Here is a 25,262-nt window from a genome sequence, read left to right on the forward strand (position 1 = left end):
GACGATAAATTAACTAACGGATTATAAAATGCTAGTATCGTCTAAGGCATCCTTTTGCAATAAAGTTACAGCTTTTTGAAGAATAAGGTTGTTAGGATAGGTAACCAAATTACCATGGTCATCTCTAAGGTGAATTTGAAAAGCTCTAATATCTTCAATAATCGCAATTATTGAATCGTCTTTATCATGAATTTTTATTTTATCTCCTACTTTATATGGAAACGAAAAAAACATGATTACGCCAGACGTCACATTACTTAGAATAGACCAAATAGCAAATAGACCAACACCAATAACCGCAAATACAGATGAAAATACAACAATAACTTTCTCTGGTTCTACACCAAGTATAAAGGTTTCTATTAAAACAGCAATGAGTACTAATATTACTGTAACATAACGACCAATTAATGCCGCTCTTGCTTCTGTAGTACCACTTTTTTTACCTATTTTTTTTACAGTAATTACTATTATTGTTCTAATTATTAGAAGTATAACTAATAGTATAACGGTATAAATAATTTTATCTTGGTTGATTGAAAGCATTGAACTCATGTAAGGCTTATTTTGCACAACAAATATACTTGAGAAACTATAAAGTTTATTGCAATTTTAAAGTTTCTCTAAGCGTGCCATCTGAAACACTTTTTTTGTTCCAATAGTCAGACTTTAGAGTTTTTAATTTTGTAGCTTTTGTAGTTAAAACTTCTTCGGATGCGCCAGAACCACTAGTTGAAGTTTCTTCCCAACCTAAAATATCATAGGGAAAGTTAGTATTAAAGTTAATTTTTAATACACGATCTAAATTTTCATAAGATATAGTATAACTGCCATTTTCTAAACTCGCGAAAGCCTTATATGATTTTAACTCGTCATGGTTTAGTCTAATGTATTCTAAAGAAGGAATGATATCAATTTCTCCAACAGGAAGACTTTTAGGATCTATTCTTAGTTTTGTCCAAAGCTCATTTTCTGTCCAGTTTTTTTCTAAATTAAATGTTGAATCTGCTTCACCTTGAAAGTAAGAGTGCGTTACTACCTCAAAATCATCACGATTATTAAGTTGTGTATACACATGTCCACACCATTCTTGTACTGATGCCGAAATTTTTAAAGCATGCTGATTATTTGCTACAGGATAAAAGGTACTTTGCATTATAGAATATGGGTAAATACCTGTAATGAAGTTTTTGGTAGCATTCATCTTTAAAATAGGTGTATTATGCTCGTTATAATTATCTGCTTTAACTTGCTCTTTAGGAAGAAAATCTTCGGTAACAAAAACTAATACTGCTTGGCCTTCTCTGATTTCGCCATAACGTTCTTGTTCTAATTTGTAAGAGGTGATTTCAGCTTCACCATTATACCAATAGTTTCTAAAGCTTTCTGATAATTTTGCTTTTGGTGCTAATACTTCAGTTTTAGAAGTTGAAATAACAACAGGCTTAGATGTTGCACTTTCCTTCTCTTTACAAGAAAAGCATAACATTAAAGAGGCTATTAAAACGATTTTAGAATTGGTATTTATAATCTTTATCATAATCTGTGCATTAAATTATAATAAAGGTAAGGCTCTAAAAATCGTTAGCAATACTATTTAACGTTTCGTAAAGTAAATGTGTAGGTAAACCAACAACGTTGTTATAAGAACCTTCAATATTTGTAATTGCTATAGCTCCAATCCATTCTTGAATACCATAGGCACCAGCTTTATCTAAAGGTTTAAAATGGTTTACATAATACCAGATTTCTTCATCTGTTAAGGCTTTAAATGTCACTTTTGTAATGGTATTTACAATGCGTTGTTCTGTTTTTAAAGTGAAACAAATAGAGGTAACTACTTCATGTGTTTTGTTGCTCAACGATTTTATCATGTTAAAAGCATCCTCTTCATCTTTAGGTTTTCCGATGGCTTTATCATCTAACCAAACAATGGTGTCGCTTGTAATAAGAATGTCGTTATTTTGAAGGGTATTAGTAAAAGGTTCGGCCTTCAATTTCGCTAAAAAATCTGTAATCTCTTCACCTTTTAAATGGTTAGGATATATTTCTTCAACAGGTTTTAATTGAATATCAAAATCTAGATGCATGTCCTTTAAAAATGCATGACGACGTGGAGACGCAGAAGCAAGAATGATATTAAATTTTTTTAGTTGGTCTTTTAACATCCTATTTAAATATGAAGTTGTAGATTATTATCGATCCCATACCAGAAAGCATTACTAATTTTAAAACTAAACTAATGTGCTTGTATTGTGTTTTCTGTTGCGCATTAAATAGTTTTAGGCTAACATAGATTAAAGGTGCAACGACTAAAATTAAAAAGTAACCTACAACAATTTGCTGTTTAAATAAATAAGTAATTACGTAATAGGTGATAGATAAAATAGGAGTCAACGATACTATAAATGCGATTTTTGTGGCACGTTCTCTGCCTAAAAGTACTGGTAAAGTTTGTATTCCTGCTTTTTGATCACCTTCAATGTCTTCAAGGTCTTTTACCATTTCTCTAACCAAATTTATTAAAAACGCAAAAATGGCATAGTCTCTTATAATATTTATAAAAGTCATTTGTACGGCTTTGTTATTGGCGTTAATTGCAGGCACCAATTCAAAAATGCCAACTAACAAAATACTTAATGCAACTACAATTGAGACTACAACATTGCCCACAACAGCAATTTGTTTTAATGATGTAGAATACACGTAGAGTAGAGCAGAAGCGATAAAAAAGATAGAGAAAAAACCAGCTTTGCCAATACCATTAGCTAAATAGAAGCCAATACCTACACCAATAATATTAAACACCATAAAGAGTGTTGTTGCATTGTTTTCAGTAATATGTTTATTAATGATTAGTTTATTAGGTTTATTAATTTTATCCGCTTCAACATCATATATATCGTTAATAATATATCCACCAGCAGCAATTAAAACCGTTGCTAATACTAAGAGAAAAAAATTGAAATCACTTAAGGAAGTTAAAACACCATGGGTTTCTTTAAAAGGTAGTAAAAGTGCATATTTAATTAAATATTGCATTAGTGCAATCATTAATAAATTTTTCCAACGAATTAAATTGAGAAAGTGAATCATTTGAGGGTTTAGTGAGATAAAATTTTAGTAATTAAATAATAAGCCAAAAATGCGACAATGATAAAAACAATACTACTAATAAGAGCTGTTTTTTTTAAGAGTTTACGTTCTTGATGTCTTATTTTGTCCTTGATTTTTTGTTTGTCTTCTTTAGATAGATCTTTGTGAAGAAAATGCATTTTATAGTGTAAATGAGCTTCAAGATCAAGTTTTTCCTTGTATTTAGAAAAAGGCTTTGATGATCTTTGGTTAAATGTCGCCTGACTGTTACCAAAACCTATATATCCAAATCCTGTACTATGTCTTCTGTTGCCTGACACTTTTTAATGTTTTTTATAAAATTTAAAATTAAGAATTTTTAGAAAGTAATGCATTATGCTAATCATATTTGGCATTAAAATTACCATTCCATTTGCCATGTACTTTAAGTACTTGTTCTATTACATCTCTTGCAGCACCTTTGCCACCATTTTTATGAGAAATGTATTTTGAAATCGCTTTAATTTCTGGCGCAGCATCTTGCGGACAACATGGTAAGCCTACTAATTCCATTACAGGGAAATCTGGTATATCATCTCCCATATACAACACTTGAGATTTTGAAATATTGTATTGTTCTAAGTAACTATTAAGCTGTTCAATTTTATTATGAGCACCTAAAAAAATGTCTTTTATACCTAAAGCGGCTAAACGTTTACGGACACCTTCATTAGAACCTCCAGAGATAATACAGAGATTATAACCAGCATCTATAGCCGTTTTTAAAGCAAATCCGTCTTTAATACTCATGGTTCTTAACATTTCTCCTTCAGTGGTTACTGTGATTGTACCATCGGTAAGTACACCATCAACATCAAAAATAAAGGTGTTAATGTCTGCTAAATATTCTTTGTAACTTTTATCGTCGTTCATTGGTTGTTTTCTTTTCTAGTTAGTTTCGGCTTTTCCTTTTCTTGATCGAAAGTTCGAAACATTATGCGTCTTTTTAATAGAGGAGGTTAGCATTTTATATATGGCTTCATGCTCTTCCTTTTCAATTAGTTTTAGTTGTCGTTTTATGGTTTTTTTGTCATTGCGTTTTGCAGGTCCAGTTTGTGCCATAAAAGGAGACATTTGCTGAATTTTTTTTGCCGTTTCTTCAATTAAAGGATGTAAAATTTCAAATTCTATATTTTTGGTTTCACAGATCTCGTGACCGATTCTATAAAGTTGATTCGTAAAATTATTAACGAATACAGCAGCAAGATGAAGCGTTTGTCGTTGTTCAGTTGTAATTTTATGAGGTTTGCAACCAACAGCTCTTGCTAAATCTCTTAAAAGTTCGAGATTTTCCTTTTCATAAACTTCAACACAAATAGGAACTTCAGAAAAATTAATATCTGCATTTTTAGAAAAAGTCTGTAAAGGATAAAACACACCAATCTGATTTTTCTTATCTATATCATGCATCGCAACACTGCCAGAAGTATGTACTACAAGTCTGTTTGTAAATGGTAAATCTGTAGATAATTGTGCAATACTATCATCACTTACAGCAATAATGTAAATATCTGCTTCTTTTAATTCTTCTAATGAATCCGTTATATTAACGTCATTGGCATAAGAAGAAATTGAAGCTCGCGTACGGTTGTACCACTGCGTAACGGTAACATTTTCTGCATTTGAAAATGCTTTATATAAATGTGTGGCCACATTGCCAGCACCAAGTAATATTACTGAAATCATGCTGTAAAAATACTAAGATTTCTTATCTTAGAAACACAAGAAAGCGATTAAAAGAATAACTTTGAAACTATGACCAAAAAAGATATAAAAACCAGAGAAGATGTTTCTAAGTTGGTTTCTGAGTTTTACGAAAAAGTGCGGAAAGATGAAAAACTGGGGCCTTTTTTCAACGAAACCATTAAGGATTGGGATGCACACTTGGAGCACCTTACCACCTTTTGGGAATCTAGCTTATTTCTTAAAACAAAGTTTTATGGTAATCCCTTAGAAGCGCATACTAGAGTAGATAAAGCTTTTAATCATAGTATAACAGAATTGCACTTTGGATTATGGCTCAACTTGTGGTTTCAAACTATAGATGAATTATTTGAAGGCGATTATGCCGAAAACGCCAAACGACGTGCACGTAAAATGGGTACATTTATGTACATGAATATTTTTGCAGCAAGAAATCCTTAGTCATTAACAAGCTTCTTTATAAATTTGTGCTTTTAAAAACCTAAAATAAAATCACATATGAAGCTAATAAAAGAATTTAAAGAATTTGCAGTAAAAGGTAATATGATGGATATGGCTATTGGTATCATCATCGGTGCAGCTTTTAATAAAGTGATAGATGTCTTAGCAAAGCAAGTTATTTTACCACCACTATCTTTATTAACAGATGGTGTTAACATTGGTGATAGAAAACTTATTCTACGCGATGCAGTTGTAGATGCTGCTGGTACAGTAACAACGGCAGAAGTTGCAGTTGCTTATGGAAAACTATCTGAGGTGTTTTTAGATTTTTTAATTATTGGATTTACTGTTTTTATTATTGTAAAATTTATGAATAAGTTGCGTAATAAAGCTCAAGACACAAAAGATGAAACTGTTGTTACGCCTAAGGATATTCAGTTACTATCTGATTTAAAAGATTTAATGGAAGAGCAAAATAAAATGCTTAAAGCAAATTCAACAAATTAATCAATTTCTAATACAGAATTTTAACAAGTTTTAGTAGTTTAAACGAATTTTCTAATCACTAAAAAACCATATCTTTGCGCGAGCTTAAAAAAGCCTATAGCTATGCAAAAGAAAATCGCTAATTTCCTATTCTCTACAAAACTTACTGCGTTTTTATTTATTGCCTTTGCCGTTGCCATGGCAGTTGGTACTATTTTAGATAGAAACATGGAAACTTCACCAACGCCTTATACCAGAACTTTAATTTATAATGCTTGGTGGTTTGAAGCCATTATGGTATTCTTTGTTATAAATTTTGCAGGTAATATTTTTAGATACCGATTATATAAAAAGGAAAAATGGGCAACATTAATTTTGCATTTATCATTTGTTTTTATCCTTTTAGGCGCATTTATTACGCGTTATGTTGGTTTTGAAGGGATGATGCCTATTAGAGAAGGAGAAACTGAAAGTGAATTTTTCTCTCAAAAAACCTATATCAGTGGACGAATTATTGGTGATTATGAAATAGACGGTCAATTACAACAGCGAAGAATAGAAGAACAAGTTGATTTTTCTCATCGTTTAGATAATAGTTTTGATAAAACTTTTGATTATGGAGACAAAAATGTAACCATAAAACTTAAAGAATTAATAGAAGGAGCTGAAAAAGATGTTGTGCCAAGTGACACAGGTAGTCGCTATTTAAAAATAGTAGAAGCAGGAAGTGGTGCTCCACATAACCACTTTTTAGAAGATGGTAAAATTGCAGATTTACACAATGTCTTATTTTCTTTAAATAAATTTCAGGAAGGAGCTATTAATATCACCGAAACAGAAAATGGCCTTTATATTCAATCTCCATATGATGGTGATTATATGACAATGGCAACAAGAGAAACCGGCAAATTAGTTAAAGATAGCTTGCAACCATTAGTGTTAAGGTCTCGATATATTATAGGTAATATGCAAATTGTACTTCCTAATCCTATTGTAAAAGGTGAATTTGGAGTTGTAAAAAAAGCATCATTCTTAAAAAATGATTCCGATGGAATTATATTTGAAGTTACTGCTAATGGAGAAACAAAAGAAATAGGAGTTTTAGGAGGTCCAGGTTCTAATAGTGGTTATGAAGAGTTTGAAGTAGGTGGATTAGAAATTGCATTAAAATATGGTCCTAAAATTTTGAAACTTCCGTTTGAAATAAAACTTAATGATTTTATAGCTGAAAAATATCCAGGTACAGAAAAAGCATATTCGTCTTATGAAAGTAAGGTAACCGTAAAAGATAAAGATCAGGGAGAATTTGATTATCATATTTATATGAATCATGTATTAGACCATGGAGGTTATCGCTTTTTTCAAGCAAGTTTTGATCCTGATGAAAAAGGAACCGTATTATCTGTTAACCATGATTTTTGGGGAACGTATATTACTTATGCTGGTTATATGTTATTGTACTTTGGACTTATGGCAATTCTATTCGCAAAACACACACGATTTGATGATCTTAGAAATCGATTAGAAAAGATTAAGACCAAAAAAGCAAAAATGATGACCATGATTTTGCTTTTATTGAGTTTCTGTGGCTTTGCCCAAGAACATTCTGAAAACGATGGTCATGATCACGCAAACAAAACAGGGAAAGAGCAGATAGATTCTATTCTTAAGGTACATATTACACCAAAGGAACATGCTGCTAAATTTTCTGAAATGGTCGTTCAAGATTATAGCGGTCGTATGATGCCAATGCATACTTATGCTTCTGAGATGCTTCGTAAGTTGAGTAAAAAAGAAACATATGAAGATTTTAATGCAGACCAAGTATTTCTTTCAATTCAAGAAAGCCCAATGCTTTGGTACAACGTACCTATCATTTATTTAAGGCCTAGAAAAGCAGATTCTATTAGAAATATCATAGGTGTTGGCTATGATGAAGAACATACCAAACTTGTTGATTATTTTACACCAGAAGGTCGTTATAAATTAGCCCCTTATTTAGAAGAGGCATACAAAGCACAGGTGCCAAATGGCTTTCAGAAAGAAGTAAAAGAAGCTGATTCTAGAGTTAATTTATTATACAATACTATAGAAGGTCGTTCTAATAAAATATTCCCTATTCCTGATGATGAAGGTAATAAATGGATTTCTGCATTAGAATTTAGAGAGGAAGGATATAGAGAACGCATTAAAGATTCGCTTTACGGTAATTTTATTAATAACGGATTTAGTGCTTATTTGGTAACATTAAATAATGCTAAACAAACAGGTGATTATTCTAAGGCAGAGGAATTACTTGAAGGCATAAAAAAAACACAACAACGTTTTGGAAGCGAAGTAATGTTAACGGATGATAAAATAAAATCCGAAATCTTATATAACGATTACGATATTTTTAAGCGATTGTTTAGTTGGTATATGTATGCCGGAACGGTCTTGTTCGTTTTAATTATTATTCAAATTTTTAAATACAAGAGCAAAGGACTAATAGTTGCAATTAATGTATTAATCGGAATTGTGGCTTTATTATTTGTGTTACACACCGTAGGTTTAATTTGGAGATGGTATTTATCTGGCCATGCACCTTGGAGTGATGCTTACGAATCTATGATTTATGTGGCTTGGTCTACTATGCTTTTTGGTTTTATTGTTGGTGTAACTAAGAGGAAAAAAGGCACAGTTAAAGAAGATGCTAATGGAATTTCAAAGAGCTTTATTGGTCAAATAAGTACTTCTAGTTTAACTGTTGCTGCTGGAGCTTTTGTTACGTCTATGATACTAATGATAGCACATTGGAATTGGATGGATCCTGCAATAGCAAACCTTCAACCTGTATTGCAAGGCTATTGGTTAATGATACATGTTTCTGTAATTGTAGCAAGTTACGGTCCATTCACACTGGGTATGATATTAGGCGTAGTGGCTCTATTGTTAATGATATTTACGACTAAGGAGAATAAGGAGCGCATGGATGTTAATATAAAAGAGCTTACTATTATTAACGAAATGGCTTTAACTGTAGGTTTAGTAATGTTAACCATAGGAAACTTTCTTGGTGGTATGTGGGCAAATGAAAGTTGGGGAAGATATTGGGGTTGGGATCCTAAAGAAACTTGGGCACTTATTAGTATAATGATTTACGCCTTTGTAATTCATATGCGTTTAGTACCAGGTTTAAGAAGCCGTTGGATATATAGTTTTATGTCAATTCTAGCTTTTGGTAGTATTTTAATGACGTATTTTGGAGTTAATTTCTATTTATCTGGTTTGCATTCTTATGCGAGTGGAGATCAAATATTAAGCTTTCAATTTATAGCAATTACTTTAAGTATTATTGCAGTTTTAGGCTTTTTATCTTACCGAAAGTATAGAATGTACTATAAGAAATAAAATAAGGTTTATGCTTTTTTACCATAAGCAATCGTGTTTTATTTTTTAAAAATACTTTAGTATTAATAAATTTAAATTGTAAGTTTTAACGCTTTAATGTTAATAAAAAATACATTTAGTCGTTTAAATATGTTTTTAGTGGATTATTTTGGTTGATTTTTATATTTTTAAAAATCATTAAAACCCAGATCTAATGAGAACAATACTATTTTGCCTAATATTACTAATTACATCCGTAAACTTTATAGAAGCTCAAGAGGAAATTCAGCTAGTAAGAGTGAATTTTCAAAATCCAGAAGGCTACACAAGACACTTATTATTAGGATTTGTGCCAGATAATTCTGCTACAGACGGAACGGATTATGGTTACGATGCTTTAAACATTGACGATCTTCCTAATGACTTAAATTGGATTATTGAAGAGCAACGCTATATCATACAAGGAGTAGGGGCGTTTAATACAAATAAGTATTATCCATTAGGTATGTTTTTATCTAATTCTGGTGATGTTCATATTTCTTTAGACTCTTTAGAAAATTTTGAAGAAACTATAGATGTATATTTATATGATGTAGCGTTGGAAACTTATACACTCCTAAATGATGAGGATTACAGTAATAATTTAGCTTCAGATATCTATTTAAACCGTTTTTACATCACCTTTTCTAATTCGGTGAGTGCTGCAATAAATGAAGACTTATTATCAGTGTCTGAAACTGAAGGCGAAGATTTAAAAATTTGGTATTCAAACCCACAAAATGAATTGAATATTAAAGGTGTTTCAGAGTCTAACCATTCCGTATCAATTGTATTATATAGTTTGGATGGAAAACAAATTATGAAAAAAAACGTTTCTAATTCTAATCTCACAGACTTAATAAAATTACAAACCTCTAATATTTCAGCAGGTGTTTATATTCTAAAAATTGGGTCAGATACATTTACTCATACAACAAAAGTTTGTTTAGGGAATTAAAGATCAACTGATCTATTTTCATTATTTTTATTGATTGAATTAATAGAAATAATATGTCTAAAAATAAAAAATTAGGATTAAATACTATTTGTACTCACGTTGGAGAAGTTAAAGATGAACAATTTAAAGGTGCAGTGTCACCAATGTATTTAAGCTCATCTTACGAGTTTTTAGATGTTGATGTAAAACGTTATCCACGCTATTTTAATACTCCTAATCAAGAATTTTTAGCTAAGAAAATTGCTGCTTTAGAACACACAGAATCAGCGCTGATATTTGGTTCTGGTATGGCTGCAATTAGCACTATGTTTTTAGCTTTTTTAAAACAAGGTGATCATTTGGTGGTTCAGAATACACTTTATGGTGGAACAGTTAATTTTATAAAGGAAGAGTTTCCAAAATATGGCATTGAATTTACATTCACTAACGGTTATAAAGTTGAAGATTTTGAAGCCGTAATTAAAAAGAATACCAAATTAATTCATATTGAAACACCTTCTAATCCCTTATTAACTATTACAGATATTAAAGCGATAGGAAGGCTAGGTAAGGCCAAAGGGATTTTTACTTCTATAGATAATACATTTGCATCTCCTGTAAACCAAAACCCGATGGATTTAGGTATTGATATGGTAATGCATTCTGCTACAAAATATTTTGGTGGACATAGTGATATTTTAGCAGGCGCAGTTGCAAGTACTGAGGAGCATATTGAGCGCATTTGGAATGTTGGTAAAAATCTTGGAGGTAATCTAAGTGATATGACGGTTTGGATGTTAGAACGCAGTATGAAAACATTAGGATTGCGTGTAAAAGCACAAACTAAGAATGCTAAGAAATTGGCTAAATGGTTAGAGAAACATCCTAAAATTTCTAAAGTGTATTATCCTGGATTAAAATCACATCCAGAGTATTATTTAGCGAAATCACAAATGAAAGGGTTTGGAGCAATGTTATCTTTTGAGTTAATAAACGATTTAGATTCACAACAATTTCAAAAACAACTAAAACTCATTAAATCTTCTATGAGTTTGGCAGGAGTAGAAAGTACAATGCTCTCTCCTTATTTAACATCGCATGCGCTGCTAACACAAGAAGAACGTGATGCTATTGGTCTTAGTAATCAACTAATCCGTTTCTCAGTAGGCATTGAAGACATTAAGGATTTAAAACGCGATATCAATCAAGCAATTGCAGCTATGCAATAGATATTTAGTGTTTAAATCGTATTATAAATTATATGTAATTGATTATCATTTTATTTGTTGAAAAAATGTAAACAGTTCTCTCTTATCAATTACAAAAAAGACAAAAAAAAAGAGCCTATCTCTAGGCTCTCTTTCGTCATGGAAAATTTATTATTAAACATGATCGTTTAAGTGATGGTGTTCATCAATTAAAGGACCACCTTCAATGATTTGATCAGAAGCTTCACTCGCAAATTTCTCAAAATTTAAGTGGAATGAATGTGCTAATTGAATAGACTTACTGATATAGTTGCCTTTGTCAGCCCAAGTGTTCATTGGATCTAATATTTCATTAGGAACATTAGGACACGTTTTTGGCATAAATAAACCAAATATTGGGTGTTGTACAAATTCTGCATTATCTAATCCACCTTTTAGAATAGCTGTAATCATTGCTCTTGTATATTTTAGTTTAATACGAGAACCTGTTCCGTAAGGACCTGCACTCCAGCCTGTGTTAATTAACCATACGTTAACATTAGCATCTTGCATTTTTTTGCTTAACATCTCAGCATATACTGTTGGGTGTAATGGCATAAATGGCTCACCAAAACAAGCAGAGAATGAAGGTACTGGTTCAGTAATACCAGCTTCTGTACCAGCAACTTTAGCAGTATAACCAGATATAAAGTGGTAAGCAGCCTGACCAGGAGTTAATTTAGATACAGGAGGTAGTACACCAAAAGCATCTGCAGTTAGGAAAAATATATTCTTAGGATTCCCAGCGTAAGATGGTACCTGAATATTATCAATATTATAAATAGGATAACTTACACGTGTGTTTTGTGTTATACTACTATCCATATAATCAACTTCACCATTGTCTTTAAAAACTACGTTTTCTAAGATTGCACCTGGCTTAATCGCTCTAAAAATGTCTGGCTCTTTTTCTTCTGATAAGTCGATAACTTTTGCATAACATCCGCCTTCAAAATTAAAGATATTATTATCTGCTGTCCAGCCATGTTCATCATCACCAATTAATTTACGTGTAGGATCTGCAGATAATGTAGTTTTACCAGTTCCTGATAATCCGAAGAAAATAGCAGTATCACCATCTTCACCAACGTTAGCAGAACAATGCATTGGTAAAACGTTTTTCTCTACTGGTAGTACAAAGTTAAGAGAAGAGAATATACCTTTTTTAATTTCACCTGTGTAACCAGAACCACCAACTAAGGCAATTTTTTTAGTGAAATTTAAAATTGAAAAATTACCTTGACGAAGACCATATTTTTTAGGGTCAGCTTCTACGTAACCTGGTGCACAAAGTACTAACCAGTCTTCTTTAAAGTTTTCTAATTCAGATTCATCAGATCTTAAAAACATATTGTAAACAAACATGTTAGACCAAGGTAACTCTGTAACAGTTCTTACATTTGTTTTATATTTTGGATCGGCACATACGTAAGCATCTCTTACATAAATTTCTTTTCCGCTTAAATAGTCTGTGATTTTAGTTTCTAAAAGGTCGAAATTTTCAGGAGAGATTGCTTTGTTTGTTTTTCCCCACCAAACACGATCTTTAGTATAATCATCTTTTACAATAAAACGATCTTGAGGAGAACGTCCTGTAAATTTTCCTGTATTTATTGCTAAAGTGCCATTGGCTGTTTCTTTACCCATTCCTTTTTCAATAGTAATGGCTTGTAATTTCTCTGGAGAAAGGTTCCAATGTGCTGTGGTGTCTTTTAATCCGTACTTCGTTAGGTCTCTAGTTTTCATAATTGGTTGTTTTAATAGATTTTCCATAATTTATAAATTCTTAATTCTACGTTCTAATTAAAATGACTTTTTTAAAGTCATGTATTATAATTAAATAGCTCTTATTTAGTTCTAATAAATACTATGTTTTAATTATAGTATAAAGGTAGAATCAATACCAAGTAATATTTATGACGAAAGTCATACTTTATAAATATTGCGAATTTTTCAATTTTGATCACTAAATTTTGAGAAAATAATAGATTGTCTCAATCGAAACCGTTTGCGAATTAAAAAGAAAGTGATTATATGCCTACTTTTTAATATTTTTGACATTCAGAAAAATTAAAAAGAAGATGAAATTAGACATATTAGCAATCGGAGCACATCCAGATGATATAGAATTAGGATGCGGAGCTACCTTAGCTAAAGAAATTTCTAAAGGAAAAAAAGTTGGGATAATAGATCTAACAAGAGGGGAATTAGGTACAAGAGGTACAGCAGAATCTAGAGATGAAGAAGCATTTAATGCAGCTAAAATTTTAGGAGTACATTCTAGAGTTAATATGAGATTTGCAGATGGCTTCTTTATTAATGATAAAGCACATCAACTTGAAATCATTAAAATGATTAGGTATTACCAACCAGAAATTATCATTTGCAATGCCATTGATGATAGACATATAGATCACCCAAAAGGAAGTCAATTAGTAAGTGATGCTTGTTTTTTAAGTGGTTTAAAAAAAATAGAGACTATATATAAGGACGAAAGTGAACCTCAAGAACGTTGGAGACCCAAAGTAGTTTACCATTATATACAATGGAAAGATATCGAACCAGATGTTGTCGTTGACGTATCTGGTTTTATGGAAAAGAAAGTAGAATCTGTATTAGCTTACAAGACACAGTTTTTTGATCCAAATAGTAAAGAGCCTGAAACTCCGATTTCTAGCAAGAATTTCACAGATAGTATAGATTACAGAGCAAGAAATTTAGGACGATTAATTGGAGTGGAACATGCTGAGGGTTATACAGTTGAACGTTTTGTGGCTGTAGATTCATTATTTGATTTAAAATAATTTCAAAAACTGTTTGCAAGAGATAACAAATAAATTATCTTTGCAATCCAATTTAAAATGGTGGTTGTAGCTCAGCTGGTTAGAGCGTCGGTTTGTGGTACCGAAAGTCGCCGGTTCGAACCCGGTCTTCCACCCAAAAGTAGTAAGCCTTTCAGAAATGAAGGGCTTTTTTTGTGGAGTGAATTAAAAAAATATTGGTGTTAATTAATAGCAGCTAAAAGTAGTTTAATGTCCTTCTTTAATCGGGTAACTTCTTCAGGAATTAAACTGTTATAAAACCCACGTATGTTTTGGTTTTGATCTAAAATAGCGATATAACTACTATGATAGAAATCGGTGCCAGCTTCATTGGGTTTAAAATTAGTCATTAATTGTGATGCTAGGGCTTTTGTATTTTTCTCAGTAGACCTCACAAACATCCATTTGCTATTGGGTATTCCTGTAGCTTCAGAATATTTTTTTAAAACTTCAATAGTATCATTTTTTGGATCTATACTATGCGAAATAAGTATAACAGCATCGTCATTTATAAATGTCTTAGAAATATCAATAAGCTTTGTTCGCATTGGCGGACAGATACTAGGGCAACGTGTAAAGAAAAAATTGGCGATTACAATTTTGTTATTAATTGTTTTAGTAGTCACCTTTTCTTCGTCTTGGTTGATAAATTTAGAATAAGATACCGTATAAAATTCTTTTTCGTTTTTAGTATTAATCTTATAGCTTAATATAGGTAACTCTTCAACATTCGGTTGGCATCCAATACATAATAATATGAGTAAACAAATTTGTAAACGCATTAGTTTTTAGAGTTAAAAGCTTTCAATTTTTCATGCATTTCTTTATCATATAAAAAGATAAACATGCTAGCCATCATATCTTGTTGTACACCAGAAGTATTATTTGTTTCAAGAATGAGTTCATAATTATGATCTGGATATAGCATTATTCCAACCTCACTAGAAAAAGAAGATACATGTTTCAAACCAATTTTATCGGTGTAATTTTCAGCAATCGAAGTAAAAAGTATAGAGTCTGTTGTTTTGTCTCTAAACGATAAGGTTTCTGCAAAGGGATGCACATGTGTTGCAATATGATGCATTGTTGTACTATCTTTTAATTGAAGTTGATGTGTAATATCATAGCGATACTGTTTCTGTCCTGGGAAAACAACCCAATGACCAGACAGACTTTCTCCATCTTCATCACTATAACTATGATTTGCTGTTTCTACAGGTAAACACATATTTGGGTTAGTGTCTGTTGGGCCTTTAAAAGGATTATCTGCATCATAGGGTAACATTATAAAAACTGTTTTACTTTGAAGCGGTTTCATTGTGTTGCTATGTGGTTTATAGCCTAAACTAATTTCATGTTTTACAGAAAAAGGATCACTCTTTATATTATGATTTAGTGTTTGTGTGGACAAGAATAAGTTTTCATTTCCAAATACAGGAAAGCCAAAGCCTTCTGGAAATTTATACTTTTCTATGCCATTACTCATTGAGGTTAACCTTGGGTAACTTTGTCCAATGCGTTCATTTAAATTCCATCGTGAATAATGTTCACCATCATAAAAATCAATATTTGTATGGCACACATAATCATTAGATAGTGCATCAACTTCGTTAGTGCTGATTGCTTTGGTTTCAAAAGAAGTTATCCATAATAAATCATCAGTTTTAGAATCTATTTGAAAAGAACGCATCACTTTTGGTCCTTCCATAGATTTATAAATCTGGTCGACAACCAGTGTTGGTGTAACAAGAGATAATGTATTGTTATTGTTCTTTATATTCCACGTATTATCAACCAAGCCTAAGCTATGGTTAATACGTGTTTTTATAATGGCTTTGTGTCTGTTAGGAAGGTTTAAATAATAAATGCCACCAACACTTATGGCTATAAGCACTAATAAAACTGAATATTTTAGTATTTTAGACTTCACACAATAAATGTAACATTTTTTATGCAAGCACATAGCAAAAAGCGTGTTTTTGGTTTAGATCTAATGAGAGCTATGGCAATTATACTTGTTGTTTTTTCTCATGTGTCTTGGATAGTACCAAATACACAAGGAATTATTCCTGATATGATGGGAATTGCAGGCGTACTAGGTGTTGAAATATTTTTTGTGCTCAGTGGGTTTCTTATAGGACGCATTATTTACACGCTATATTTATCAGATGGTTTCAACTTTAAATCGATTTCCTATTTTTGGGTACGACGATGGTTTAGAACATTACCTACTTACTATTTGGCCTTAATTATAAATCTAGGTATTGCCATTTATTTAGGCTATAATTTACCTGATAATCTGTGGATGTATGTTGTGTTTCTTCAAAATTTCGCAACAGAAATGCCTTCTTTTTTTGTTGAATCTTGGAGTTTATCTATTGAAGAGTTTGCATACATCATTGGACCTTTATTATTGTACGCTACGTTGTTTATAAAAATGAATTGGTCTAAATCGAAACAATTTTTAGTTGTGACGTTTCTTATTATATTACTATTTACTGTAACTAAGTGGTACTATGCTGTTAATGATGATGTACAGACGATGCGTTATTGGAATTCTCATCTAAAAGCTGTGGTGATTTATAGAATTGATGCTATTTATTATGGTGTTTTAGGCGCTTTTATTTGTATAGTTAAACCAAAGTTTTGGAAACAAAGTAAATACATTAGTGCTCTTATTAGTGCACTTTTATTGTTTGTATTAAACCTTGTAGTGCCGTTACAATATATCTTTATAGAAACACATCCTGTGTTTTGGAATTTGTGGTATCTCCCCTTAAATTCAATAGCTGTGCTATTAGCATTACCCTTATTAAGTGATCTAAAAAAAGCACCAAAACTAATAAGTAGGCCTATTACATTTATTAGTGTAATCTCTTATGCCATTTATGTATTTCATTATTCTATTATTTTACAACTCATGAAAAATAAATGGGCTTCAGAAAGCTTACCAAAAATTGATATTTTAATATACATTATTACTTATCTCTCTTTAACCATTGTTATAGCATATTTAGTGTATCGCTTTTTTGAAAAGCCAATGACCAACTTGAGGGATTCTTCAAAAATTAGAAATTACTTTAAATGATTGTTTTTGATGTTCTAAATTAGATGTTCATAATCATTTTTATAAGTCTGTTAAAGAGTATATTTTGTTAAATTAATATGTATTCGATATTTTTATTGTTAATAATTTTGTGTTTCATCTTTAGTATTGCTGAAATGACGGTACTTGTGTAGTGTAATCTCTATTTTGTTACATATTTTTTAATCCTCCTTAAAATTTGTAGATTTGTGTCCTTTTAAAAAGAAACAACTCTAACTATATGAACATTTATCAAGATTACATTAAGGAGATAGCAGATCGAAAAGATCAAGGACTTCACCCAAAGCCAATTGATGGTGCTGAATTATTAAGCGCAATCATTGCACAAATTAAAGATATAGATAACCCAGACAGAGATGACTCAGTTAACTTTTTTATCTATAATGTGTTACCAGGAACAACAAGTGCTGCTGGTGTAAAAGCTCAGTTTTTAAAAGAAATAGTCTTAGGTGAGTCAATAGTTAAAGAAATTACTCCTGCATTTGCTTTAGAGCAATTATCTCACATGAAGGGTGGACCTTCAGTTAAAGTGTTATTAGATTTAGCTTTAGGCGAAGATGCTGCTATCGCTGAAGAAGCTGCTAAAGTGTTAAAAACTCAAGTGTTTTTATACGAAGCAGATACAGAACGATTAGAAAATGCGTTTAAAGCAGGTAATACCATTGCAAAAGATATTATAGAAAGTTATGCTAAAGCTGAATTCTTCACAAAGTTACCAGATGTAGAAGAAGAGATTGAAGTTGTAACTTATATTGCTGGTGTTGGTGATATTTCTACAGATTTATTATCACCAGGTGCAGATGCACACTCAAGATCAGATAGAGAATTACATGGACAATGTATGTTTGAGCATAATAAAGATATGCAAAATGAATTGTTGGCTTTAAAAGAGCAGCATCCAGACAAACGTGTTATGTTAATTGCAGAAAAAGGAACCATGGGAGTTGGTTCTTCAAGAATGTCTGGTGTAAATAATGTTGCATTATGGACAGGAGTTCCTTTTAGTAAATATGTGCCATTTATTAATTTCGCGCCAGTAATTGCAGGTACAAATGGAATTGCACCAATTTTTTTAACAACAGTTAGTGTAACTGGTGGTATTGGTATCGATTTAAAAAACTGGATAAAGCAAACAGATGCAGAAGGAAATACTATTGTAGATGAAGATGGCGAACCAATTTTAAAGCAAACGTATGCTGTTGATACAGGTACAGTATTAACGATTAATACTAAGACAAAAAAATTATACAAAGACGGTGAAGAATTAAAAGATATTTCTACTGCGTTAACTCCACCAAAAATGGAGTTTATTAAAGCAGGTGGTTCTTACGCTGTTGTATTTGGTAAAAAATTACAAACATTAGCATGTAAAATATTAGGAATAGATATTCCTCAAGTATATGCAACTTCAAAAGAAGTGTCTATTGAAGGACAAGGTTTAACCGCTGTTGAAAAAATATTCAACAAAAATGCTGTAGGTACTACACCTGGCAAAACGTTACACGCAGGTTCTAATGTTAGAGTAGAAGTTAATATCGTAGGGTCTCAAGATACTACAGGTCTAATGACGTCTCAAGAATTAGAGATGATGGCAGCGACAGTTATTTCTCCAATTGTAGATGGTGCTTACCAATCGGGTTGTCATACAGCTTCTGTTTGGGATGATAAGTCTAAGGCTAACATACCAAGGTTAATGAGTTTTATGAACGACTTTGGTTTAATTACTGGCCGTGATCCTAAAGGGAAATATTTCCCAATGACAGATGTTATTCATAAAGTGCTTAACGATATTACTGTTGGTGATTGGGATATTATAATAGGTGGAGATTCACACACACGTATGTCTAAAGGTGTTGCTTTTGGAGCCGATTCAGGAACCGTTGCTTTAGCTTTGGCTACAGGTGAAGCTACAATGCCAATTCCAGAATCCGTAAAAGTGACGTTTAAAGGACAAATGAAATCTTATATGGATTTCCGTGATGTGGTTCACGCTACACAACAACAAATGTTGAAGCAATTTGGAGGTGAGAATGTATTCCAAGGTCGTATTATTGAGGTTCATATTGGAACACTTACTTCGGATGAAGCATTTACATTTACAGATTGGACTGCAGAGATGAAAGCTAAGGCCTCTATCTGTATTTCTGAAGATGATACGTTGATTGAATCTTTAGAGATAGCAAAAGGTCGTATCCAAATCATGATTGATAAAGGAATGGACAATGCTAAGCACGTACTTCAAGGTCTTGTAGATAAAGCAAACACTAGAATTACAGAACTTAAAACGGGTATTAAACCAGCTTTAAGACCAGATGCTAACGCTAAATATCATGCAGAGGTTATTATTGATTTAGATGAAATTTCTGAACCAATGATTGCGGATCCAGATGTAAACAATGAAGATGTGTCTAAGCGTTATACACATGATAACATTAGACCATTATCGTATTATGGTGGAACTAAAAAAGTAGATTTAGGATTCGTAGGATCTTGTATGGTGCATAAAGGTGATATGAAAATCTTGGCACAAATGTTAAAAAACATTGAAGCGCAACAAGGTAAAGTTGAATTTAAAGCGCCATTAGTTGTAGCTCCTCCTACATATAATATTGTAGATGAGTTAAAAGCTGAAGGTGATTGGGAAGTCTTAGTAAGGTACTCAGGTTTCGAATTCGATGATAATGCACCTAAAGGAGAAGCACGTACAGGATACGAAAACATGCTATACTTAGAGCGTCCAGGTTGTAACTTATGTATGGGTAACCAAGAAAAAGCAGAACCAGGAGATACAGTGATGGCAACATCTACACGTTTATTCCAAGGTAGAGTTGTAAAAGATTCTGGAGAGAAAAAAGGTGAGTCATTATTATCATCTACTCCAGTTGTCGTTTTATCTACAATATTAGGTAGAACACCAACTTTGGCAGAATATGAAGCTGCTGTAGACGGAATTGTTTTAACGAAGTTTAAGCCTTCAACAAAGCAATTAGTGCGATAATTGAAATATAATTTTTATATATAAAAAAGCCTGAATCTTAGATTCAGGCTTTTTTTGTATTTAGAAGAGGCATAAGGTTCAAACAAGATACATTTTCATTTGCTTAAATTGAAGTATTGAAAAAACTTATTGCACTATCATTATTTATATGTTATTAGACCTTTTAAAGTCATATTGCATTTTGTATATTAGTAGAATTAAACTTATAAAACAAAAATACTATGGCATTCGATATTGATATGATTAAGGGTGTTTACGCTAACATGAAAGAGCGCGTTGATGCAGCTAGAGAAATTGTTGGTAAGCCGTTAACACTTTCAGAAAAAATATTATACTCACATTTATGGGACGGAAAACCTAATAAAGCCTTTACAAGAGGAAAGGATTATGTGGATTTTGCACCAGACCGTGTAGCTTGTCAAGATGCAACTGCGCAAATGGCTTTGTTACAATTTATGCAAGCGGGTAAACCAAAAGTAGCTGTACCAACTACAGTGCATTGTGATCACTTAATACAAGCAAAAGATGGTGCTGCAACGGATTTAAAGAATGCTAATAGCACAAGTAGTGAAGTTTTTAATTTCTTAGAATCTGTTTCTAATAAATATGGTATTGGTTTCTGGAAACCAGGAGCAGGTATTATTCACCAAGTGGTTTTAGAAAATTATGCATTTCCTGGTGGAATGATGATAGGTACAGATTCACATACTGTAAATGCAGGTGGATTAGGAATGGTTGCTATTGGAGTAGGAGGAGCAGATGCTGTAGATGTGATGGCAGGAATGGCGTGGGAACTTAAGTTTCCTAAATTGATAGGTGTAAGATTAACTGGGAAATTATCTGGTTGGACAGCACCAAAAGATGTTATTTTAAAAGTAGCAGGTATTGTTTCGGCTAAAGGAGGAACAGGTGCTATTGTAGAATATTTTGGACCTGGAGCAACATCAATGTCTTGTACAGGAAAAGGAACCATTTGTAATATGGGAGCTGAGATTGGAGCAACAACTTCAACTTTTGGTTACGATGATTCTATGGAACGTTATTTAAGAGCAACAGATAGAGCCGACATCGCAGATGAAGCAAATAAAATTAGACCATACTTAACTGGTGATACAGAAGTATATGCAAATCCAGAACAATATTTTGATCAAGTTATAGATATTGATTTATCAGAATTAGGTCCTTTATTAAATGGCCCTTTTACACCAGATTTATCAACGTCTGTTGGAAAAGATATGACTAAAATTGCCACAGAAAATGATTGGCCAATCAATGTAGAATGGGGTTTAATTGGTTCTTGTACTAACTCGTCTTACGAAGATTTGTCTAGAGCATCATCCATAGCACAACAAGCTTTAGATAAAGGCTTAAAAATGAAAGCTGAATTAGGTATTAATCCTGGTTCTGAGCAAGTGCGTTACACGGCAGATCGTGATGGCATCATAGGGATTTTTGAAAAACTAGACGCTAAAATATTCACCAATGCATGTGGTCCTTGTATTGGACAATGGGCTAGATATAGCGACCCTAAAAATGCACCAAAAAATAGTATTGTACATTCTTTTAATAGAAACTTTGCTAAACGTGCAGATGGAAATCCTAATACGCATGCTTTTGTGGCTTCTCCAGAAATAACAGCGGCAATTGCAATTGCTGGTCGTTTAGACTTTAACCCTATGACGGATAAGTTAATTAACGAAAATGGAGAAGAAGTTATGTTCGATGAGCCTACAGGATGGGAATTACCACCTAAAGGTTTTGAAGTAAAAGAAAATGGTTATTTAGCACCAGTTGCAGATGGAAGTGGTGTAGAGATAAAGGTAAGTCCTACCTCTGAAAGATTAGAATTATTAACTCCTTTTAAGCCTATTGGGAACGAAATTAAAGGAGCTAAATTATTAATTAAAGCCTTTGGTAAATGTACAACAGATCATATTTCTATGGCTGGACCATGGTTACGTTTTAGAGGACACTTAGATAATATTTCTAATAACTGTTTAATAGGTGCTGTTAATGCATTTGGTAAGAAAACAAACTTTGTTAAGAATCAATTAACTGATGAGTTTGGCGGTGTGCCAGATACCGCAAGAGCTTATAAAGCAGCTGGAATAAAAACAATTGTTGTTGGTGACCATAATTATGGTGAAGGATCTTCTAGGGAACATGCAGCAATGGAGCCAAGACATTTAGGTGTTGTGGCTGTGATTGTAAAGTCTTTTGCACGTATCCACGAAACAAACCTTAAAAAACAAGGTATGTTAGGTTTAACGTTTGCTAATGAAGCAGATTACGATTTAATTCAAGAAGATGATACCTTCAACTTTACAGATTTAAATGAATTTGCACCAGATAAGCAATTGCATTTAGAAATTGTTCATGCAGATGGAAGTAAAGATGTAATTGTATTAAATCACACTTATAATGATGCACAGATTGATTGGTATAATGAAGGGTCTGCTTTAAACTTAATTAAAAAAGAAAACGCTTAAATTTTAAGTGATAATAAATAAAAATCCGTTAGAGTCTCTAACGGATTTTTTTATGCAATTTAAATATACAAATAGCTCTAAATTAATTGAGTATATTTGTTTTTAAAACTCCATCTTTATGAAAAAACTATTACTCATTTTAGGTTTCATCTTGTTTGTTCAAACAAATGATGTCTTTGCTCAAAACATTGAATTACCAGTTAAATTGTATTTATGTGATAGTGGTTCTCTTGAACTTGATGGCACAGTAATCAATACTACCGATACAAATATTACCTATCAATGGTATTATTCATTATCATTGAGTGTTCCAACTATTCCCAGTAATGAAATTGCAGGAGCAACAAATCCTTTGCTTACTGTTACAATGAATAATAATGGAGGCGGTTATTATAAAGTGTTAGCAACGTTGTCTAATGGACAAGTTTTTGTAGATTCTTCACAGATTTTAGTAAAAAGTAATTTAGAAAACAATTTTCAAGTTGCTGAATGTAATTTCTTGGTTGTTGAACAATTAGATAGCTACTACTACTTGAATAATACATCAAATATAATATTTCATTATTACCTATCAGAAACTGAAGCTAACGTTGGAGATACTAATAATGCTTTAGATTATATTGATTTATTTTATTTTACTACAATTTACCTTCGTATAGAAGAAACCAATGCAGAGTGTTTAGATATTATTCCTATTGACATTGACACATTATTTGAGCCATTATTTGCAGGATATGCTCCAAATATGGGAAGTTGTTCTTCTGATTTTAATACGGATACATTCGATTTAACTAATAACGATCAGCAAATTATAAATGGTCAAAACTGGGTTACAATTAATCATTTTGTAAATTATAATGATGCTTGGAATCTTGAAAATCCAATTCCTAATCCAACGACCTATGTAGCATTGTCGCCGAATCAAACTATTTATGCCAGAATCTATGATCCAAATAACACTAATTTTAATTGCGATCCATATCTAAGCATTACCCAATTTCAATTATTATCTATTTCTGAACCGACACCGAATACCGAATTAGATTATATTGTTTGTGATACTACAAGTGGTTCTGATACTGATGGTATTGGTGCATTTGATTTAACGAGCAGAAATAGTTTAGTCCTATCTGGCTTAAGTACATATCAGTATAATATAAGTTATTATAATACTTTAGTTGATGCGGATGCAAATACCAATCCTATTTCATCTCCTGATAATTATATTGGGAGTAATGAGGTGATCTATGTTAGAGTAGAAAGTAGTTTAAACTCTGAATGTGTTCAAATATCACAGATGAATTTAATAGTACAAGATACTTGCGATGATATTTCAGTGAATTTACTATCATATTGGCAGGCTCCAAGACCAGGATTTACATATAGAAATATGCTAATTGTAAAGAATAATGGCGAGTCAACGGTGAGTTCTGGTAGTGTAACATTTGCTAACGATGCTATTGCGGCATATTCAGGCGCAACAGGATTAAGTGCAGGCAATACCATTACACCAACAGCAACCGGATTTACATTAGATTTTATAAACTTACTACCAGGAGAAAGTGAAGTGATTTATATTGATTTATTGGTGTCCACTTCTGCGAATTTAGGAGATATGATCACCAATGTTGCAGAGTATACAACATCTTCAAGTGATGTGGTCATTGAAAATAACACTTCTAGTTTATCAGAAATTATTATTGGTTCTTATGATCCTAATGATATTAATGAGTCTCATGGACCAGAAATTGAACATGTTAGTTTTACGGAAGACGATTATCTCTATTATACCATTAGGTTTCAAAATGTAGGTACTGCTAGTGCAATAAATGTAACTATAGAAAATACTTTAGACCCTAAGTTAGATAAGACGACCTTCCAAATGTTAAGAGCTAGTCATTCTTATGGCATTGAGCGCGATTTTGACGCCTTAACTTGGCAGTTTAGTAACATAAACTTAGCCGATGAAACTACTGACGAACCTAATAGTCATGGTTTTGTATACTATAAAATAAAACCATTAGCAGGATACGAAATAGGTGATATTGTACCAAATACAGCAGGTATTGTATTCGATTTTAATGCACCAGTAATAACAAATACTTTTAATACAGAATTTACAGCACCTTTAAGTATCACAGAAAATAGTATTACAAGTGATTACTTATTATCGCCTAATCCTTCAAAAGATATGGTTAATTTAAGTTTTAAATCTGCACAATCTAGTATTGAAGTTACGGTTTTTGATATTCTAGGAAAAATGGTATTATCACACAAAGCGCAACAAGTTTCAATAATAGATCTAAATATTTCAGCATTAGAAAATGGTGTTTATTTTGTGAAAGTAAAAAATAACGAAGGACAACTAGAATCGAAAAAGATAATAAAAGAGTAATATCTAAACTTTCCATTATAAAAAAAGCCCTTGAATAAGAATCGAGGGCTTTTTTTGTTAGTAAGGGAGTTTTATTTCGACTATAAAAGCATCT

General features: G+C 32.1%; 20 protein-coding genes and 1 tRNA gene. 11 read left to right on the forward strand and 10 right to left on the reverse strand.

The annotated features are described in order from the left end of the window. Nucleotides 1–21: 21 nt before the first annotated feature. The 7 genes from ACJJVO_RS03120 to ACJJVO_RS03150 are packed head-to-tail and all read right to left on the reverse strand — an operon-like array spanning nt 22 to nt 4,821. Nucleotides 22–555 carry a mechanosensitive ion channel domain-containing protein gene (locus tag ACJJVO_RS03120; RefSeq protein WP_405570322.1) on the reverse strand — a complete coding sequence of 178 codons (534 nt, stop codon included), beginning with the start codon at nt 553–555 and terminating at the stop codon, nt 22–24. 46 nt (nt 556–601) lie between these two features. Further along, nucleotides 602–1,540, reverse strand: a complete 939-nt coding sequence (locus ACJJVO_RS03125) for a septum formation inhibitor Maf (RefSeq protein ID WP_405570325.1) — start codon at nt 1,538–1,540, stop codon at nt 602–604. A 34-nt stretch (nt 1,541–1,574) separates the two neighbouring features. Then, complete coding sequence (locus ACJJVO_RS03130) at nt 1,575–2,168, reverse strand: Maf-like protein (protein WP_405570327.1); 594 nt, start codon at nt 2,166–2,168, stop codon at nt 1,575–1,577. 1 nt (nt 2,169) lies between these two features. Next, nucleotides 2,170–3,096, reverse strand: coding sequence for a geranylgeranylglycerol-phosphate geranylgeranyltransferase (locus ACJJVO_RS03135; protein WP_405570329.1), 927 nt, complete (start codon nt 3,094–3,096; stop codon nt 2,170–2,172). 8 nt (nt 3,097–3,104) lie between these two features. Then, entirely contained in the window at nt 3,105–3,416 is a 312-nt protein-coding gene (locus tag ACJJVO_RS03140; protein WP_405570331.1) for a hypothetical protein, read from the reverse strand. 58 nt (nt 3,417–3,474) lie between these two features. Continuing rightward, nucleotides 3,475–4,008, reverse strand: a complete 534-nt coding sequence (locus ACJJVO_RS03145; protein WP_405570334.1) for a KdsC family phosphatase — start codon at nt 4,006–4,008, stop codon at nt 3,475–3,477. A 15-nt stretch (nt 4,009–4,023) separates the two neighbouring features. Then, nucleotides 4,024–4,821, reverse strand: coding sequence for a Rossmann-like and DUF2520 domain-containing protein (locus ACJJVO_RS03150; protein WP_405570336.1), 798 nt, complete (start codon nt 4,819–4,821; stop codon nt 4,024–4,026). A gap of 69 nt (nt 4,822–4,890) precedes the next feature. Between ACJJVO_RS03150 and ACJJVO_RS03155 the strand changes: the two genes are divergently transcribed. From ACJJVO_RS03155 to ACJJVO_RS03175, 5 genes are all read left to right on the forward strand, one after another. Continuing rightward, entirely contained in the window at nt 4,891–5,280 is a 390-nt protein-coding gene (locus tag ACJJVO_RS03155; RefSeq protein WP_405570338.1) for a group III truncated hemoglobin, read from the forward strand. A 57-nt stretch (nt 5,281–5,337) separates the two neighbouring features. Next, nucleotides 5,338–5,787: a large conductance mechanosensitive channel protein MscL gene (mscL, locus tag ACJJVO_RS03160; protein ID WP_405570341.1), complete on the forward strand. Its 450-nt coding sequence runs from the start codon at nt 5,338–5,340 to the stop codon at nt 5,785–5,787. Nucleotides 5,788–5,889: 102 nt separating this feature from the next. After that, a complete protein-coding gene (gene ccsA / locus ACJJVO_RS03165) occupies nt 5,890–9,156 on the forward strand; it encodes a cytochrome c biogenesis protein CcsA (protein WP_405570343.1) in 3,267 nt (1,088 codons plus the stop codon). A gap of 193 nt (nt 9,157–9,349) precedes the next feature. Further along, nucleotides 9,350–10,132, forward strand: coding sequence for a T9SS type A sorting domain-containing protein (locus ACJJVO_RS03170; RefSeq protein ID WP_405570346.1), 783 nt, complete (start codon nt 9,350–9,352; stop codon nt 10,130–10,132). A 53-nt stretch (nt 10,133–10,185) separates the two neighbouring features. Continuing rightward, nucleotides 10,186–11,340: a trans-sulfuration enzyme family protein gene (locus ACJJVO_RS03175; RefSeq protein WP_405570348.1), complete on the forward strand. Its 1,155-nt coding sequence runs from the start codon at nt 10,186–10,188 to the stop codon at nt 11,338–11,340. 153 nt (nt 11,341–11,493) lie between these two features. Here ACJJVO_RS03175 and pckA read toward each other — a convergent pair whose 3' ends face one another. Beyond that, the gene (gene pckA, locus ACJJVO_RS03180) at nt 11,494–13,104 is read right to left on the reverse strand and encodes a phosphoenolpyruvate carboxykinase (ATP) (RefSeq protein WP_405570351.1); all 1,611 of its coding nucleotides are present in this window, start codon (nt 13,102–13,104) and stop codon (nt 11,494–11,496) included. A gap of 335 nt (nt 13,105–13,439) precedes the next feature. On the opposite strand from pckA, the gene bshB1 reads away from it, so the two are divergent. Together bshB1 and ACJJVO_RS03190 are read left to right on the forward strand one after the other, a co-directional pair. Next, nucleotides 13,440–14,162, forward strand: a complete 723-nt coding sequence (bshB1, locus tag ACJJVO_RS03185; RefSeq protein ID WP_405570353.1) for a bacillithiol biosynthesis deacetylase BshB1 — start codon at nt 13,440–13,442, stop codon at nt 14,160–14,162. A gap of 59 nt (nt 14,163–14,221) precedes the next feature. Then, nucleotides 14,222–14,297: transfer RNA gene (locus ACJJVO_RS03190), tRNA-His, on the forward strand. Between the two features lie 65 nt (nt 14,298–14,362). Here the strand turns inward: ACJJVO_RS03190 and ACJJVO_RS03195 are convergent. Together ACJJVO_RS03195 and ACJJVO_RS03200 are read right to left on the reverse strand one after the other, a co-directional pair. Further along, nucleotides 14,363–14,962: an SCO family protein gene (locus ACJJVO_RS03195; protein ID WP_405570356.1), complete on the reverse strand. Its 600-nt coding sequence runs from the start codon at nt 14,960–14,962 to the stop codon at nt 14,363–14,365. After that, the gene (locus ACJJVO_RS03200; RefSeq protein WP_405570359.1) at nt 14,962–16,110 is read right to left on the reverse strand and encodes a hypothetical protein; all 1,149 of its coding nucleotides are present in this window, start codon (nt 16,108–16,110) and stop codon (nt 14,962–14,964) included. Before ACJJVO_RS03200 ends, ACJJVO_RS03195 begins: the two co-directional genes overlap by 1 nt. A 21-nt stretch (nt 16,111–16,131) precedes the next feature. On the opposite strand from ACJJVO_RS03200, the gene ACJJVO_RS03205 reads away from it, so the two are divergent. The 4 genes from ACJJVO_RS03205 to ACJJVO_RS03220 all read left to right on the forward strand — a co-directional run bounded on the left by ACJJVO_RS03205 (nt 16,132) and on the right by ACJJVO_RS03220 (nt 25,168). Beyond that, on the forward strand, nt 16,132–17,268 hold the full coding sequence (locus ACJJVO_RS03205) for an acyltransferase family protein (protein WP_405570362.1): 1,137 nt from the start codon (nt 16,132–16,134) through the stop codon (nt 17,266–17,268). Nucleotides 17,269–17,506: 238 nt separating this feature from the next. Further along, the gene (locus ACJJVO_RS03210; protein WP_405570364.1) at nt 17,507–20,284 is read left to right on the forward strand and encodes a bifunctional aconitate hydratase 2/2-methylisocitrate dehydratase; all 2,778 of its coding nucleotides are present in this window, start codon (nt 17,507–17,509) and stop codon (nt 20,282–20,284) included. Between the two features lie 221 nt (nt 20,285–20,505). After that, nucleotides 20,506–22,773 (forward strand): aconitate hydratase, encoded by a 2,268-nt coding sequence (locus tag ACJJVO_RS03215; RefSeq protein ID WP_405570367.1) that lies wholly within the window; start codon nt 20,506–20,508, stop codon nt 22,771–22,773. Nucleotides 22,774–22,891: 118 nt separating this feature from the next. Further along, entirely contained in the window at nt 22,892–25,168 is a 2,277-nt protein-coding gene (locus ACJJVO_RS03220) for a T9SS type A sorting domain-containing protein (protein WP_405570370.1), read from the forward strand. Nucleotides 25,169–25,262: the final 94 nt, after the last annotated feature.

It is taken from the genome of Winogradskyella sp. Asnod2-B02-A, from assembly GCF_045063645.1.
In the GTDB taxonomy this organism is placed as follows: Bacteria; Bacteroidota; Bacteroidia; order Flavobacteriales; family Flavobacteriaceae; genus Winogradskyella.